Annotated in this window: 12 protein-coding genes and 1 tRNA gene; 9 read left to right on the top strand and 4 right to left on the bottom strand. The window is 72.8% G+C overall.

Going from position 1 to position 14,551, the window contains the following annotated elements; translation table 11 throughout:
- Positions 1 to 335: 335 nt before the first annotated feature.
- From pyk to ACIA6B_RS06495, 5 genes are all read left to right on the top strand, one after another.
- The gene (pyk, locus tag ACIA6B_RS06475) at positions 336 to 1,784 is read left to right on the top strand and encodes a pyruvate kinase (protein ID WP_396771595.1); all 1,449 of its coding nucleotides are present in this window, start codon (positions 336 to 338) and stop codon (positions 1,782 to 1,784) included.
- A gap of 70 nt (positions 1,785 to 1,854) precedes the next feature.
- Complete coding sequence (locus ACIA6B_RS06480; protein ID WP_374709214.1) at positions 1,855 to 2,724, top strand: acyl-CoA thioesterase II; 870 nt, start codon at positions 1,855 to 1,857, stop codon at positions 2,722 to 2,724.
- Between the two features lie 71 nt (positions 2,725 to 2,795).
- The gene (locus tag ACIA6B_RS06485; RefSeq protein WP_281936446.1) at positions 2,796 to 3,281 is read left to right on the top strand and encodes an Rrf2 family transcriptional regulator; all 486 of its coding nucleotides are present in this window, start codon (positions 2,796 to 2,798) and stop codon (positions 3,279 to 3,281) included.
- A 213-nt stretch (positions 3,282 to 3,494) separates the two neighbouring features.
- Complete coding sequence (locus tag ACIA6B_RS06490) at positions 3,495 to 4,508, top strand: sulfite exporter TauE/SafE family protein (RefSeq protein WP_396771597.1); 1,014 nt, start codon at positions 3,495 to 3,497, stop codon at positions 4,506 to 4,508.
- 388 nt (positions 4,509 to 4,896) lie between these two features.
- Complete coding sequence (locus tag ACIA6B_RS06495; protein ID WP_396771599.1) at positions 4,897 to 7,173, top strand: cellulose binding domain-containing protein; 2,277 nt, start codon at positions 4,897 to 4,899, stop codon at positions 7,171 to 7,173.
- A gap of 167 nt (positions 7,174 to 7,340) precedes the next feature.
- On the opposite strand, the gene ACIA6B_RS06500 is transcribed toward ACIA6B_RS06495, so the two are convergent.
- On the bottom strand, positions 7,341 to 8,336 hold the full coding sequence (locus tag ACIA6B_RS06500; protein WP_396771601.1) for an LLM class flavin-dependent oxidoreductase: 996 nt from the start codon (positions 8,334 to 8,336) through the stop codon (positions 7,341 to 7,343).
- 61 nt (positions 8,337 to 8,397) lie between these two features.
- Positions 8,398 to 8,877, bottom strand: coding sequence for an Lrp/AsnC family transcriptional regulator (locus tag ACIA6B_RS06505; RefSeq protein ID WP_396771603.1), 480 nt, complete (start codon positions 8,875 to 8,877; stop codon positions 8,398 to 8,400).
- Positions 8,878 to 8,979: 102 nt separating this feature from the next.
- On the opposite strand from ACIA6B_RS06505, the gene ACIA6B_RS06510 reads away from it, so the two are divergent.
- Positions 8,980 to 10,137: a trans-sulfuration enzyme family protein gene (locus ACIA6B_RS06510; RefSeq protein ID WP_396771605.1), complete on the top strand. Its 1,158-nt coding sequence runs from the start codon at positions 8,980 to 8,982 to the stop codon at positions 10,135 to 10,137.
- A gap of 51 nt (positions 10,138 to 10,188) precedes the next feature.
- Here ACIA6B_RS06510 and ACIA6B_RS06515 read toward each other — a convergent pair whose 3' ends face one another.
- Together ACIA6B_RS06515 and ACIA6B_RS06520 are read right to left on the bottom strand one after the other, a co-directional pair.
- Entirely contained in the window at positions 10,189 to 10,923 is a 735-nt protein-coding gene (locus tag ACIA6B_RS06515; RefSeq protein WP_396771607.1) for a transcriptional regulator, read from the bottom strand.
- Positions 10,924 to 10,970: 47 nt separating this feature from the next.
- A tRNA-Leu gene (locus ACIA6B_RS06520) sits at positions 10,971 to 11,053 on the bottom strand.
- A gap of 81 nt (positions 11,054 to 11,134) precedes the next feature.
- On the opposite strand from ACIA6B_RS06520, the gene ACIA6B_RS06525 reads away from it, so the two are divergent.
- The 3 genes from ACIA6B_RS06525 (at position 11,135) to ACIA6B_RS06535 (ending at position 14,421) form a co-directional block, all read left to right on the top strand.
- The gene (locus tag ACIA6B_RS06525; RefSeq protein WP_396771609.1) at positions 11,135 to 11,755 is read left to right on the top strand and encodes an ANTAR domain-containing response regulator; all 621 of its coding nucleotides are present in this window, start codon (positions 11,135 to 11,137) and stop codon (positions 11,753 to 11,755) included.
- A 58-nt stretch (positions 11,756 to 11,813) separates the two neighbouring features.
- Entirely contained in the window at positions 11,814 to 13,001 is a 1,188-nt protein-coding gene (locus tag ACIA6B_RS06530) for a hypothetical protein (protein ID WP_396771611.1), read from the top strand.
- Between the two features lie 259 nt (positions 13,002 to 13,260).
- Entirely contained in the window at positions 13,261 to 14,421 is a 1,161-nt protein-coding gene (locus ACIA6B_RS06535; RefSeq protein ID WP_107157518.1) for a branched-chain amino acid ABC transporter substrate-binding protein, read from the top strand.
- The last annotated feature ends 130 nt before the right edge of the window (positions 14,422 to 14,551 follow it).

Here is a 14,551-nt window from a genome sequence, read left to right on the forward strand (position 1 = left end):
CCCCGAGCCCGCTCGCGCCGGAGGGGACCGACCGGGTCCGGCCCGCCCACGGGCCGAACCGGACCGGCTGCGCCGGGCCCGGCGCCGCCACGACCCGCACGAGGCGTGCTCCGCCCCGCCCACGCTGCCGCCGGCCGACCGGCCCGGACCCCGCGTCGGGCGGTGACGACGGGCGGTACGATTTCGGCCGCGCGGTCGCCGATGCCCGCCACACGACGTTCCGGTGCGGTACGCCTACCGCCCGCCCGCGCGTTTGTTCGCGCATCGTTGGACAACTGTTCCGCAAGTCCGCAAGGGGTCGGCTGGTGAGCCGACCCGGAGGAGAGACTAGCCTGATGGGCGTGACACGCCGCGCGAAGATTGTCTGCACTCTGGGCCCCGCCACCTCGTCCCCGGAGCGCATCCGGGGGCTCGTCGAGGCCGGCATGAACGTGGCGAGGCTCAACTTCAGCCACGGCAGTCACGCCGACCACGAGTCGGTCTGCCGGATGGTCCGGGAGGCGGCCGAGGCCGCCGGGCAGCCGGTCGCCGTGCTCGCCGACCTCCAGGGCCCCAAGATCCGGCTCGGGCGCTTCGCCGACGGTCCGCACGAGTGGCGCACCGGCGACTCCGTGGTGATCACCAGCGACGAGATCGAGGGCACCAAGGAGCGGGTCTCCTGCACCTACCGCAAGCTGCCGCAGGAGGTGAAGCCGGGCGACCGGCTGCTGATCGACGACGGCCGGGTCGCGGTCGAGGTCAGCGACGTCACCGGCAACGACATCCGCTGCCTGGTCACCGAGGGCGGTCCGGTCTCCAACAACAAGGGCGTCTCGCTGCCGAACGTGGCGGTCAGCGTCCCGGCCATGTCCGACAAGGACGCCGAGGACCTGCGCTTCGCCCTCGGCCTCGGCGTCGACCTGGTGGCGCTCTCCTTCGTCCGCTCGCCGGACGACATCAAGCTCGTCCACTCGATCATGGACGAGGAGGGTGTCCGTCGCCCGGTGCTGGCCAAGGTCGAGAAGCCGGAGGCGGTCGACCACCTGGAGGCGATCGTGCTCGCCTTCGACGGCGTCATGGTCGCCCGGGGCGACCTCGGCGTGGAGCTGCCGTTGGATCAGGTCCCGCTGGTGCAGAAGCGCGCCGTGCAGCTCTGCCGGGAGAACGCCAAGCCGGTCATCGTGGCCACCCAGATGCTCGACTCGATGATCGAGAACTCCCGCCCGACCCGCGCCGAGGCCTCCGACGTGGCCAACGCCGTGCTCGACGGCGCGGACGCGGTGATGCTCTCCGGCGAGACCAGCGTCGGCAAGTACCCGGTGCTCACCGTCAGCACCATGGCGAAGATCGTCACCACCACCGAGGCCGGCTCCATCGCCGTGCCCCGGCTCCAGCACGACCCGCGTACGCACGGCGGCGCGCTCACCGTCGCCGCGTCGTCGATCGCCCGCGCCATCGGGGCCAAGGCCATGGTGGCGTTCTCGCAGACCGGCGACACCGTCAAGCGGCTCAGCCGGCTGCACTGCGACCTGCCGTTGCTGGCGTTCACGCCGGTGCCGGAGGTGCGCAACCAGCTCGCGCTCTGCTGGGGTGTGGAGACGTTCCTGATGCCGTTCGTGCAGCACACCGACGACATGTTCCGCCAGGTCGACCAGGCGCTGCTCGGCCTGAACCGGGCCAACCCGGGCGACTACGTGGTGATCGTCGCCGGCAGCCCGCCCGGCACCCCCGGCTCCACCAACACGCTGCGCGTGCACCAGCTCGGCTCGCTCGTCGACGCCGCGGCGGCCCGGGCCCTCCAGTGAGCGCGAGCGGTGCGCCGGTCCAGCGTGTCCCGCAGGCGCGAACAGGGGCAGCGCGGTGAGTGACGCTCCGGTGGCGACCGGGCAGGCCGCCGTCGACCAACTCCTGGAGGTGCTGGACCTCGCGCAGACCGGCGAGATGGCCTTCCGCGGGATGAGCCCGCAGGTCGGCCCGCAGCGGGTCTACGGAGGCCAGGTCGCCGGTCAGGCGCTGGTGGCGGCCGGCCGCACGGTCGGCCCGGAGCGCGCCGTGCACTCCCTGCACGGATACTTCGTGCGGCCCGGCGACCCGGCCGAGCCGATCGACTACCAGGTGGAGAACGTCCGCGACGGCCGGTCCTTCTCGGTGCGCCGATCGGTGGCGCTCCAGCACGACAAGCCGATCTTCTTCATGTCGGCGTCGTTCCAACGGCAGGAGGAAGGGCTGGACCACCACGCCCCGCTTCCACCCGACGTGCCCGGCCCGGACGACGTGCCCACCATGACCGACCGGTTGTCCCGCTACCCGGAGCGGCTCGGCATCTGGGGGCAGATCCCGCGCCCGATCGACGTCCGGTACGTCGGCGAGCCCGGCTGGGTACGCCCCGGCGACCGCCCGGCCGAGCCGCACCAGCGGGTCTGGATGCGCATCGACGGCAAGCTGCCGGACGATCCGCTGCTGCACGCCTGCGCGTTGACGTACGCCTCGGACCTGACGCTGCTCGACTCGGTGCTGTCCGTGCACGGCGAGGTGTGGGGGCCGGGCGGGGTGGTGGGCGCGAGCCTCGACCACGCGCTCTGGTTCCACCGGTCGTTCCGCGCCGACGAGTGGTTCCTCTACGACTGCTGGAGCCCGTCCGCGTCGGGTGCCCGGGGCCTGGCCACCGGCCGGATGTTCACCACCGACGGCCGGCACATCGCCAGCGCCGTGCAGGAGGGGCTGCTGCGTCGGGTGGGTGGCTGACCCGGCAACCGTGACCGTTCGGCCGAGGGTCGGGAGACCGGGCGGCTGAACAGGCGACTAACCTTGCCGGCATGCGTCTCTCCGCCCGGGTCGACTATGCCCTCCGTGCGGCTGCCGAGCTGGCCTCGGTCGCCGAGGGCACGGTCGCCGAGGGCACGGCCGCCGGGCGGAGCCGGCCGGTGACCGCCGAGCAGATCGCCCGCTCGCAGGACATCCCGCCCAAGTTCCTGGAGAGCATCCTGCTCCAGCTCCGCCGGGGCGGCATCGTGCACGCCCAGCGGGGCCCCGAGGGGGGCTACTGGCTGGCCCGTCCGGCCGGGGAGATCTCCCTGGCCGAGGTGATCCGGGTGATCGACGGGCCGCTGGCGCACGTCCGCGGCCACCGCCCGGAGCAGCTCGGCTACCAGGGCGCGGCCCGCGCGTTGCAGGACGTGTGGATCGCGCTGCGGGCCAGCGAGCGGGAGATCCTGGAGCTGGTCACGATCGCCGACGTGGCCACCGGCACGTTGCCCGCCCGGGTCAACGAGCTGGCCGCCGACCCGCGCGCCTGGAGCTGACGGCCGCACACCGCGAGGCGCCGCCCACGCCGTCCCGCCTGCCACTCCCGCCTGCCCTCGACCGCCGTCCCGTGCGCACTCGACCGCCGTCCCGCGTGCCGGCGGGGCCGTCCGGCGTGTCCCACCAACCGGATGGGGGACTTGACCCGGGGTGCCTCCGTGCCGCATTGTCGACCAAGTTGATAGGAGATACCGAAAAGTCAGGGGGCGCTCGTGCGCAAGCTACTGGTACTCGCCCTCGTCGGGCTCCTCGCGCAACTGGTCGACGGCGCGCTCGGCATGGCGTACGGGCTGACGTCCTCGACGCTGCTGCTTTTCGCCGGTGTCGCGCCGGCGGCGGCCTCCGCCTCGGTGCACCTGGCCGAGATCGGCACCACGCTTGCCGCCGGTGTGTCGCACTGGCGCTTCGGCAACGTCGACTGGAAGGTGGTCGGCCGGATCGCGCTGCCCGGTGCGATCGGCGCGTTCGCCGGCGCCACGTTCCTCAGTTCCATCTCCACCGAGTCGGCCGCACCGTGGATGGCCGCCATCCTGTTCACGCTCGGCGCGTACCTGCTGATCCGCTTCTCCCGGCCGCTGCGCGCCAACCGTGCCGCCGGCCGACTGCGTAGCCGCTTCCTGGCCCCGCTCGGGCTCGTCGCCGGCTTCGTCGACGCCACCGGCGGTGGCGGTTGGGGCCCGGTCGCCACCCCGGCGCTGCTGGTCTCCGGCCGGATGGAACCCCGCAAGGTCATCGGCTCGGTGGACACCTCCGAGTTCGTGGTGGCGGGCGCGGCCAGCGTCGGCTTCCTGATCGGCCTCGGCTCGGAGGGCTTCCTGCTGCCGACCGTCGCCGCGCTGCTGATCGGCGGTCTGATCGCCGCGCCGATCGCGGCCTGGCTGGTCCGCATCGTGCCCGCCCAGGTGCTCGGCGCCGTGATCGGCGGCGTGATCGTGCTGACCAACGCCCGCACCCTGCTGCGCGCCGGCGAGCTGGGCGGCCCGGTGCCGGCCCTGGTCTACGCCGTGCTCGGCGCCGGCTGGCTGGTCGCCATGGTGCTGGCGGTACGCGCGCTGCGTCGCGCCCGCCGGGCCCGGGCCACGGTCGAGGCGGCGCTCGCCGCGACGCCGGCCCCGTCGGCTGCGGTGGCCGGCGCCCCGGCTCCGACGGTCGCGGTGGCCGACGCCTCGGCGCCGTCGGTCGAGGCGGGGGAGCCCCGGCCGCTCGCCGCCGCCGTCGAGGGTTGAGCCGCCCGCGTCGAGGGTTGAGCCGCAGGCGTCGCTGACGAGCAGTATCCCGGCCGGCGCGCCGCGTTCCTCGGCGTGTCGCCGGCCGGGGTAGATGTGCTCGCGCGCGATATACCCGTCCGTCATATTTATGCCTCAGTGGTATATCGCCGTTCCGCGAACTGTGGTTCCGAGACGTCACTCTCCGTGTTCGGAGTGGTGGGCGAGGTTGGTCGGGGCGCGGCGCGCTTGTGGGGGTGCCCGGTGGTGGCTACGCTGGCGGAGCGCGGAGCCTAATCATCAACGTCGATGCGTCGACGTTCCCGTCGCGTCAGCGCACGTGCACACTCCCGCCGGCCCGGGCAGGCCGGCGTCGCCGCGTGCCCGACCTTCGCGAAAGGCAACCCCCGTGCACCACACCACCTCACGCCGGCTAGCCCTGCTCGCCGCGGTGTCGGCGGCCACGCTGGCGGCCGGCGTGCTCACCACCGTCACCGCCTCGGCGGCGGCCGCCGCCTGCCGGGTCGACTACCGGATCACCAACCAGTGGGGCGGCGGCTTCGGCGCCGACGTCACCGTGACCAACCTCGGCGACCCGGTCGACGGCTGGACACTCGGCTGGAGCTTCGCCGCCGGTCAGCAGGTCGCCCAGGCGTGGAACGCCACGGTCAGCCAGTCCGGCGTCCAGGTCACCGCCCGCGACGCCGGCTACAACGCCGCCATCGGCACCGGTGGCACCGCGAACTTCGGTTTCAACGCCTCCTGGAACAACGCCAGCAACCCGGCCCCCACCACGTTCACCCTGAACGGCACCACGTGCACCGGCGCACCCCCGACCGCGACGCCGACGACGTCCGGCCCGACCACGCCGCCCCCGACCACGCCGCCGCCCACCTCGCCGCCCCCGACCACGCCGCCACCCACCACTCCGCCGGCCGGCGCGAAGCAGATGGAGAAGCTCGACCGGGGGCTGGTCAGCGTCCGCTCCGGCAGCGGGAACCTGGTCTCCTGGCGGCTGCTCGGCACCGAGACCTCGGGCGTGTCGTTCAACCTCTACCGCGGCGCCACCAAGGTCAACGCGAGCCCGATCACCGGCGCCACCAGCTACCTGGACGCCGGCGCGGCGGCCGGTTCCGCGTACACCGTGCGGGCCGTGGTGAACGGCGCCGAGCAGGCGGCGTCCGCCCCGGCGCTCCAGTTCGCCAACGGCTACCTGGACGTGCCGATCCAGGCCCCGCCCGGCGGCACCACGCCGAGCGGGGAGGCGTACAGCTACTCGGCCAACGACGCCAGCGTGGGCGACCTCGACGGCGACGGCCGCTACGAGTTCGTGCTCAAGTGGGACCCGTCGAACGCCAAGGACAACTCGCAGTCCGGCTACACCGGCAACGTCTACGTGGACGCCTACACCCTGAGCGGCGCCCGACTGTGGCGGATCGACCTGGGCCGCAACATCCGCGCCGGCGCCCACTACACCCAGTTCCAGGTGTACGACTACGACGGCGACGGGGACGCCGAGGTGGCCATGAAGACCGCCGACGGCTCGCGCTCCGGCACCGGCCAGGTGATCGGCTCGTCCTCGGCCGACCACCGCAACTCCAGCGGCTACGTGCTCGCCGGCCCGGAGTACCTGACCATGTTCGACGGGCGCACCGGCGCGGCGCTGTCCACCGTCGACTACGACCCGCCGCGCGGCACGGTCTCCTCCTGGGGCGACTCGTACGGCAACCGGGTCGACCGGTTCCTCGCCGGCACCGCCTACCTGGACGGGCAGCGCCCGTCGCTGATCATGGCGCGCGGCTACTACACCCGCGCGGTGATCGCCGCCTGGGACTTCCGCGACGGCACGTTGCGCAAGCGGTGGACGTTCGACTCCAACGCCTCCGGCAACGGCGCCGCCGCCGGTCAGGGCAACCACCAGCTCTCGGTGGCCGACGTGGACAACGACGGCCGTCAGGAGATCGTGTACGGGGCCGCCACCATCGACGACAACGGCCGGCTGCTCTACTCGACCGGCAACGGGCACGGCGACGCGCTGCACGTCGGCGACCTCGACCCGTCCCGCGCCGGCCTGGAGGTCTTCAAGGTCGACGAGGACGGCAGCAAGCCCAGTTCGTGGATGTCCGACGCGCGTACCGGTCAGATCCTCTGGCAGACCGCGCCGAGCGGCGACAACGGTCGCGGCGTCTCCGACGACATCTGGGCCGGCAGCCCCGGCGCCGAGTCCTGGTCCTCGGCGGTCGACGGCCTGCTCAACACGCGCGGGCAGAACGTCGGCCGCAAGCCGTCCTCGGCCAACTTCCTGATCTGGTGGGACGGCGACCCGGTCCGCGAACTGCTCGACGGCACCAAGATTGACAAGTACGGCACCGGTGGCGAGACGCGACTGCTCACCGGCAGCAACGTCGCGTCCAACAACGGCACCAAGTTCACCCCGGCGCTCTCCGCCGACCTGCTCGGCGACTGGCGCGAGGAGGTGGTCTGGCGCACCGCCGACAGCTCGGCGCTGCGCATCTACAGCACGCCGGTCACCACCGGCCTGCGCCTGCCGACGCTGATGCACGACCCGCAGTACCGGGTCGCCGTCGCCTGGCAGAACACCGCCTACAACCAGCCGCCGCACCCGGGCTTCCACCTCGGGGACGGCATGAGCACGCCGGCCGCGCCGAACATCTACCTGCGCTGAAACGGCAGGCACCGGGTCGCCGGCCGCGGAATCCGCTCAGCCGGCGACCCGGTGCACCACACCGCAGCATTCCCGACCCGTCCCGACCGGGAATGCCGTACCACCACCGGGGACAAAGTTATGCGTCCCACGCGACGCTGCGGTGACGTGGCTATGAAGAGCGTGTTTCAGCCGTCCCGGCGCAGCCCACCGGCCACCTTCTCGGCGATCAGCTCGAACGAGCGGACCCGGTCCTCCACGTCGTAGACCATCGCGGTCAGCATCAGCTCGTCCGCGCCGGTGCGCTCCAGCAGCGTCCCGAGCTGCCGGGCCACCGTCTCCGGCGAACCGGTCGCCTGACCGTCGCGACGCTGCGCCACGAACTCCCGCTCCAGCGCGGAGTACGGATAGGCCGCCGCCTCCTCCGGCGTGACCAGCGGCTCCGGCCGCCCCGACCGCAGCTTCAGGAACGACAGCCCGGCCGGACCGGCCAGCCACTCCGCCCGCTCGTCGGTCTCCGCGCAGACCGCGTTGACCGCCACCATCGCGTACGGCCGGTCCAGCCACTGCGACGGCCGGAAGTGCTGCCGGTAGAGCTGCAACGCCGGGACGGTGTGCTGCGCGCTGAAGTGGTGCGCGAACGAGAACGGCAACCCGAGCAGGCCGGCGAGCTGGGCGCTGAAGCCGCTCGACCCGAGCAGCCACACCTGCGGCGACTGCCCGCGCCCCGGCGTCGCGGTGATCGGACCCGGCTCGGCGCCGCTGAAGTAGTTCATCAGGTCGGCCAGCTCGCGCGGGAAGTGCTCGGCGGACAGGCCCTCCACGGTGCGGCGCAACGCCAGCGCCGTCCCCTGGTCGGTACCGGGAGCCCGCCCGATGCCCAGGTCGATCCGGCCCGGGTGCAGCGCGTCGAGCGTGCCGAACTGCTCGGCCACCACCAGCGGCGCGTGGTTGGGCAGCATCACCCCGCCCGAGCCCAACCGGATCGTGCTGGTGTGCGCGGCCAGGTGCGCGAGCAGCACCGCCGGCGCCGAACTGGCGATCGCCGGCATGTTGTGGTGCTCGGCCACCCAGAACCGGCGGTAGCCCAGCTCCTCGGTGCGGCGGGCCAGCTCGGTGGTGTGTCGCAACGCCTCACCGGCGTTGCCGGTCGCGGCCACCGGGGCAAGGTCAAGGACAGACATCGGTACGTCGATCACGCGATGGTGCAACCGGCGACGTGCCGGAATTGTTCCGCCGAGTGGGTCAGCCCATACCCCGGGCCTGCTCGAAGATCAGACTGGTCTGGGTGTGCTGCACCGCCGGATCGACCGCCAGGTGGTCGAGCACGAAGTCCCGCAACGCGTCCCCGGAGGCCGCCCGCACGTGCAGCACGTAGTCCTCCGCACCGGCCACGTGGAACACCGACACCACCCCGGGCAGCCGCACCGACCGGGCCCGGAACGCGTCCACCGCCGCCCGCTCGTGCGCGGTCAACCGCACCGACACCAACGCCTGCAACGGCAGGCCCACCGCCGCCGGATCCACCTCGGCGTGGAAGCCGCGGATCGCCCCGCACTCCCGCAGCGCCCGGGTACGCGTCAGACACGTCGACGGCGCCACCCCCACCCGCTCGGCGAGCGCGTTGTTCGGCAGCCGGCCGTCCGCGGTCAGCTCGGAGAGGATCGCGCGGTCGACGTCGTCGAGGGCGGAAAACGGCCGTACATCATTCGGTGCGAGAGGCATGCCGACATCCTCCACCGAACAAGCTCCGGGCGAAAGCGAGATCATCAGAATCTTCTTCGCTCCCCTTGTCCTGACCCAGCGTCATGTTCGACGCTTCCCGGCATGACCGCCGTGGACACCGCAGCCGTGCACGCCGGGCGTGACGACCTCGCCGGGCTCGGCGTCCACGTCCCGCCCATCGACCTCTCCACCACCAACCCGCTACCCTCGGTCGCCGGCGGCGGCGACGACTACGAGACGCTCGCCACCGGCAACCCGCTCCCGGCCGGCGGCAGCGCCGTCTACCAGCGGCTCTGGAACCCCACCGTGGCCCGCTTCGAGACCGCGCTCGCCCACCTCGAAGGCACCGCCGAGGCGGTCGCCTTCGCCAGCGGCATGGCCGCGCTCACCGCCACCCTGCTCGCCGCCACCCGCGACGGCAAGCGCCACGTCGTCGCCGTCCGCCCGCTCTACGGCGGCACCGACCACGTCCTCGCCACCGGCCTGCTCGGCACCGAGGTCACCTGGGCCCGCGCCGACGACGTCGCCGCCGCGATCCGCCCCGACACCGCGCTCGTCGTGGTGGAGACCCCGGCCAACCCGACGCTCGACCTCGTCGACATCGCCGCGCTCGCCACCGCCGCCGGCGACGTCCCGCTGCTCGTCGACAACACCGTGGCCACGCCCGTCCTCCAGCAGCCCGCCCGGCACGGCGCCGCGCTCGTCCTGCACAGCGCCACCAAGAGCATCGGCGGCCACGGCGACGTCCTCGCCGGCGTCGTCGCCTGCGCGCCCGACTGGGCCGCCCGGCTGCGCCAGGTGCGCGCCGTCACCGGCGCCGTCCTGCACCCGCTCGGCGCGTACCTGCTGCACCGCGGCCTCCAGACCCTCCCGCTGCGGGTCCGCGCCCAGCAGGCCGGCGCCGAGAAACTCGCCGCCTGGCTCGCCGGCCACCCCGCCGTCGAGCGGGTCCACCACCCGTCCCGGCACGACCCGACCGGGCTGGTCGGCCGCCAGATGTCCGGCGGCGGCAGCCTCCTCGCCTTCGAGGTACGCGGCGGCGCGCCCGCCGCCGCCACGGTCGCCGGCGCCTGCGAACTGATCACGCACGCCGTCTCGCTCGGCGGCGTCGACACGCTGATCCAGCACCCGGCGTCGCTGACGCACCGGCCGGTCGAGGGCGACGCCAAGCCGGGCGGCGCGCTGCTGCGCGTGTCGGTCGGGCTGGAGGACCCGGAGGACCTGCGGGCCGATCTGGCGCGGGCGCTGGCGGCCATCTGAGGCGACCCGCCGCGCGTCCGGTCGAGGCGCGCGCCCGGCCGTGGCGGCCGGTCAGGACTTCGGGCCGACGTGCCGGTCCAGCGCGGCGACCGCCTCCCGGCGCGCGACGGACAGCGAGTTGCGGCGGTTCATCCGCCAGGCGATGCCGAGCAGGTCGAGCGCCCACTGACAGAGACCCATGATGTCGGTGGACTCGTTGTGGAACATGTAGCGCGGGTAGACATACCGCCTCCCGCGCACGGTGACCTGGTTGGCGAAGCGGCAGCCGTCGGAGTGGAACAGGCCCCGCAGGAAGTCGCCCGCCTGCGCCTCGACGATGGTGCGCTGCCACTCGGCCAGGACGATCGGGCGTTCGTGCTTTCTGCCCGGACCGTGTTGCGGGAACAAACACGGCCAGTGACGCGCGGTGCTCTGCACGGCGACACAGCCGCGCTTCTGGATGTGCTGCACCTTGTTTGCCAACACCGCGCGCATCGCGGCGTCGCACTGGCTGATCAGGTTGGGCCAGGCGTCCGCACAACAGATGCGGAGCACCGGCGTCCGGTCGGTGGTGACCAGGTGTCCGTCGCCCAGATAGAGCCCGAGCAGGTAGGCGTAGGCGGCCTGATCGGGTGGATCGTCCTGGTCGGGGCGGCAACGGAAGCACCGGACGGCGCTGCCGAAGACCGCCGGCTCCGGCCGGTCGACGCACCAGTGCCAGACGGTGGTGTAGGGCAGGGAGAGGCTGCGGGCAACCGATCGGATGTCGTGACCCCGGGCGCGGAGGGCGCGGGCCCGCGCCCGCATTTCGGGAGGATGCACAGCAGCATCTTCGAACAGGCGTATGACAAGAGTGCCGGGAGCGGGATTCGAACCCGCAAGCCCTTTCGGGCAGAAGTGTTTGAGACTTCCGTGTATGCCGTTCCACCATCCCGGCGGGGTGGGGTAACTGTACCCGACTACGCTCATGCGGGAGCATGGGTGGTGACCGTGCCGGGATCGATGGTGGGAGTGGCTCGTGGGCGAGATGCAGACGGATGCCGAGCGCAAGCGCGTTCTGATCGCCGAGGACGAGGCGCTGATCCGGCTGGACCTGGCCGAGATGCTGGTCGAGGAGGGGTACGAGGTGGTCGGCGAGGCCGGCGACGGGGAGACCGCCGTCAAGCTCGCCGAGGACCTCAAGCCCGATCTGGTCATCCTCGACATCAAGATGCCGATCATGGATGGGTTGGCCGCCGCCGAGCGGATCGCCGGCGCGCGCATCGCCCCCGTGATCATCCTGACCGCGTTCAGCCAGCGTGACCTGGTCGAGCGGGCCCGGGCGGCCGGCGCGATGGCGTACCTGGTCAAGCCGTTCCAGAAGAGCGACCTGGTGCCTGCGGTGGAGATCGCGCTGTCCCGGTACTCGGAGATCTCCGCCCTGGAGGCGGAGGTGGCCGGCCTCACCGACCGGCTGGAGATCCGCAAGACCGTCGAGCGGGCCAAGGGCGCGCTGATGACGACGTACGGCATGACCGAGCCGCAGGCGTTCAAGTGGATCCAGCGCACCGCGATGGACCACCGGATGACCATGAAGGAGGTCGCCGAGCGGATCCTCGCGGAGACCGCCGGCGGCGAGGTGGCGCAGCCCGCGTCCTGACCCACCGCCGGCGACGAACGGCCCGCCGGGGAGGCTGCCGATCGATAGGATCGGATGCATGCCTTCTCCGCGCCTCAGGTCGGTGTTCGCCGTGGTGGCCGGCGTGGCGGTGCTGCTGACCGCCTGCCGGTCTACGCCGGAGCGGCCCGCTGATCCGGTCCCGGTGCGCCCGGCCTGGCGGGCGGTCGAGTTGCCCGTGCCGGCGGGCGTCGCGGGTCGGCCGCTGCTGCGCGACGCGGCGCACTGCGGGAACCGTTGGTACGCGGTCGGCGGGCTGGTCGACGGCGCGGGGGAGACCCGGCCGGCGGCCTGGTTCAGCGCGGACGGGCTGAGCTGGTCGGCGTTGCCGGTGCGGGCGCAGACGTTCTACGGCCGGCAGCACGTGCTCTACGCGGTGGCCTGCCGCGACGACGGGATGGCGGCGCTCGGCGCGAAGACGGGTGGTGTGCACGGCAATCCGCGTACCGGAACGTGGGTGTGGCGTCCGGGCGGGCCGGTGCGGGAGGTGCCGGCGGCGTTCGAGTTGTTCGGCGGGCCGCGCGCGGTGAGCGCGGCGCGGCTGGCGGCCGGGCCGGCGGGCTGGTTGATCGCCGGGGCGCGCGTCGACGGGGCGGCGGTGTGGTCCTCGCCGGACGCCGGCGGGTTCGTGCTGCGCGACGGGGCGTCGGACCTGGCCGGCGACGGCCGGGGCCGGACGGCGGCGTACGACGCGGTGGCGGTGGGCTCCGGCTGGCTGGTGGTGGGGTCGTTGCTGCCGACCGGCGGCGCCGCCCTGATGCCGTTGGCCTGGTCGTCGGTGGACGGCCGGTCGTGGCGGCGGTCTGCGCTGCCGGTGTCGGCGGGCGGCGGGTCGGCGGAGCGGGTCGTGACGCGCGACGGCGCGCCGACCGTGGTGGGTCCGGTTCGGGACGGCTTCGCGGTGTGGCGCGCGCCGGCGGGGTCGTCGGACGGTTGGCAGCGGGTGGGCGGGTTCGGCGCGGCCGGCCCGGGGGTGCTGTCGGTGGCGGGCCTGGTGGGCGTCGGCGGCCGGCTGCTCGCGGCGACCGGGGACGGCGCGGATCGGCGGCTGTGGATCTCGGGTGACGGTGGCGCGTCGTGGCGGCCGGTGATCGTCCCGGCGTCGGTGCCGGACCGCGGGGACGCCGCGCTGGCGGTGGCCGCCGGTGAGTCCGGATTGCTTGTGGTCGCCGACGACGGGAAAAGCTCCCGTGCCTGGTGGGCGGCGTTGCCGGCCGTCGATGAGTAGCGGGCGATGGCGGGTTGACCCGTTACCGATGAAACCTCGGTGAACGCCGTGCGTCGCCTTCGGTTCTTACGGGAAGCGTCGGGAATCCGCCACGGCGTGTAACGGTTCGGTCAACCCCGCTTTCCGGGTCTTACGCCACCGCTGGCCGGTGGGATAACGTCCCGGCCCAGACCGGCGACGACGGTCTGGTTCGTCCGCCCCCCGCAAGTGCCAATCAGCAGCGGGTGGTTCGGACCATGGACGGAGGAGGGTTCGGGCCTTGAGGCAGAAGCTCGCACGCGTGATCGGCGGGGTCGCCATGCTGGCGCTCGTCGCCGGTGGTACCGCTTGTTCCAGCGGCAGCGACGACGAAGCGTCCGGGGGCAGCGCCTGCGGGAGCAAGATCGCTTTCTTCGGCGCGCTGACCGGTAGCTCGGCCGCGCTGGGCATCAACGAGAAGAACGGCGTCAAGCTGGCGGTCGACAAGTACAACAAGGAGAACGCCGACTGCAAGGTGGAGCTCGCCGAGCTCGACTCGCAGGGCAGCCCGGACCAGGCGCCGCAGCTGGCCCAGAAGGCGATCGACGACGCCAAGATCCTCGGCGTGGTGGGTCCGGCCTACTCGGGCGAGTCGGAGGCCGCCGGTCCGCTGTTCAGCGAGGCCGGCCTGGTCACCATCACCCCCTCCGCGACTCGGCCCAGCCTCGCCGAGCAGGGCTGGAAGACGTTCTTCCGCGCGGTCGGCAACGACTTCAGCCAGGGCCCGGCCGCCGGCAACTACATGAAGAACGTGATGAAGGCCGACCGGGTCTACGTCATCGACGACCAGTCGGCGTACGGCGCGGGCCTGGCTGACGAGGTCAAGAAGGTGCTCGGCCCGGCGGTCGTGGGTAGCGACAAGGTCCAGGGCGAGGGCAAGCAGACCGAGTTCTCCGGTGTGGTCACCAAGGTCAAGGCCGCGAACGTCAAGGCGGTCTTCTACGGTGGCTACTACCAGGAGGCCGGCCTGATCCGCAAGCAGCTCACCGCTGCCGGCGTCACCGCCCCGCTGGTCGCCGGTGACGGCGTCAACGACGGCGCGTACATCACCTCCGCCGGCGCGGCGGCTGCCGAGGGCACCATCCTCACCTGCCCCTGCCAGCCGTCCACCGAGGCGCGCGGCACCTTCGCCGCCGACTACAAGGCGCTCAACGGCGCCGACCCGGGCACCTACAGCGACACCGCGTTCGACGCGGCGAACATCCTGCTGGCGGGCATCAAGGCCGGCAAGTCCTCCCGCGCCGACCTGCTGGAGTTCGTGAAGGGCTACAGCGGCGAGGGCGTGGCGGCCAGCTACAAGTTCGTCGAGGGCGGCGAGCTGGACCCGGCGCAGGTCAAGGTCTGGGCGTTCAAGGTGCAGGGCGGCAAGGTCGTCCCGGACCAGGAGATCCCCAAGTCCTGATCGGTCGATCGCTGCGACTGGCGATTGAGTTGTGAATCGCGGGTGGGGGGGGGGGGGGGGGGCCCGCCGCCCCCCCCTTTTTTAATTCAAGACCGGACGGACCACCCCTGAAAATTGAACGGAGTTTTTA

Origin of the sequence: Micromonospora sp. NPDC051141 (genome assembly GCF_044455765.1) — a bacterium.
GTDB lineage: Bacteria > Actinomycetota > Actinomycetes > Mycobacteriales > Micromonosporaceae > Micromonospora.

What these genes read in the sequence shown, in the direction of transcription:
- ACIA6B_RS06505 (WP_396771603.1), bottom strand. Translation starts at nt 8,877, where the DNA reads ATGCCTCTCGCACCGAATGATGTACGGCCGTTTTCCGCCCTCGACGAC.
- ACIA6B_RS06515 (WP_396771607.1), bottom strand. Translation starts at nt 10,923, where the DNA reads ATGCGGGCGCGGGCCCGCGCCCTCCGCGCCCGGGGTCACGACATCCGA.
- ACIA6B_RS06530 (WP_396771611.1), top strand. Translation starts at nt 11,814, where the DNA reads ATGCCTTCTCCGCGCCTCAGGTCGGTGTTCGCCGTGGTGGCCGGCGTG.
- ACIA6B_RS06510 (WP_396771605.1), top strand. Translation starts at nt 8,980, where the DNA reads ATGACCGCCGTGGACACCGCAGCCGTGCACGCCGGGCGTGACGACCTC.
- pyk (WP_396771595.1), top strand. Translation starts at nt 336, where the DNA reads ATGGGCGTGACACGCCGCGCGAAGATTGTCTGCACTCTGGGCCCCGCC.
- ACIA6B_RS06500 (WP_396771601.1), bottom strand. Translation starts at nt 8,336, where the DNA reads ATGTCTGTCCTTGACCTTGCCCCGGTGGCCGCGACCGGCAACGCCGGT.
- ACIA6B_RS06485 (WP_281936446.1), top strand. Translation starts at nt 2,796, where the DNA reads ATGCGTCTCTCCGCCCGGGTCGACTATGCCCTCCGTGCGGCTGCCGAG.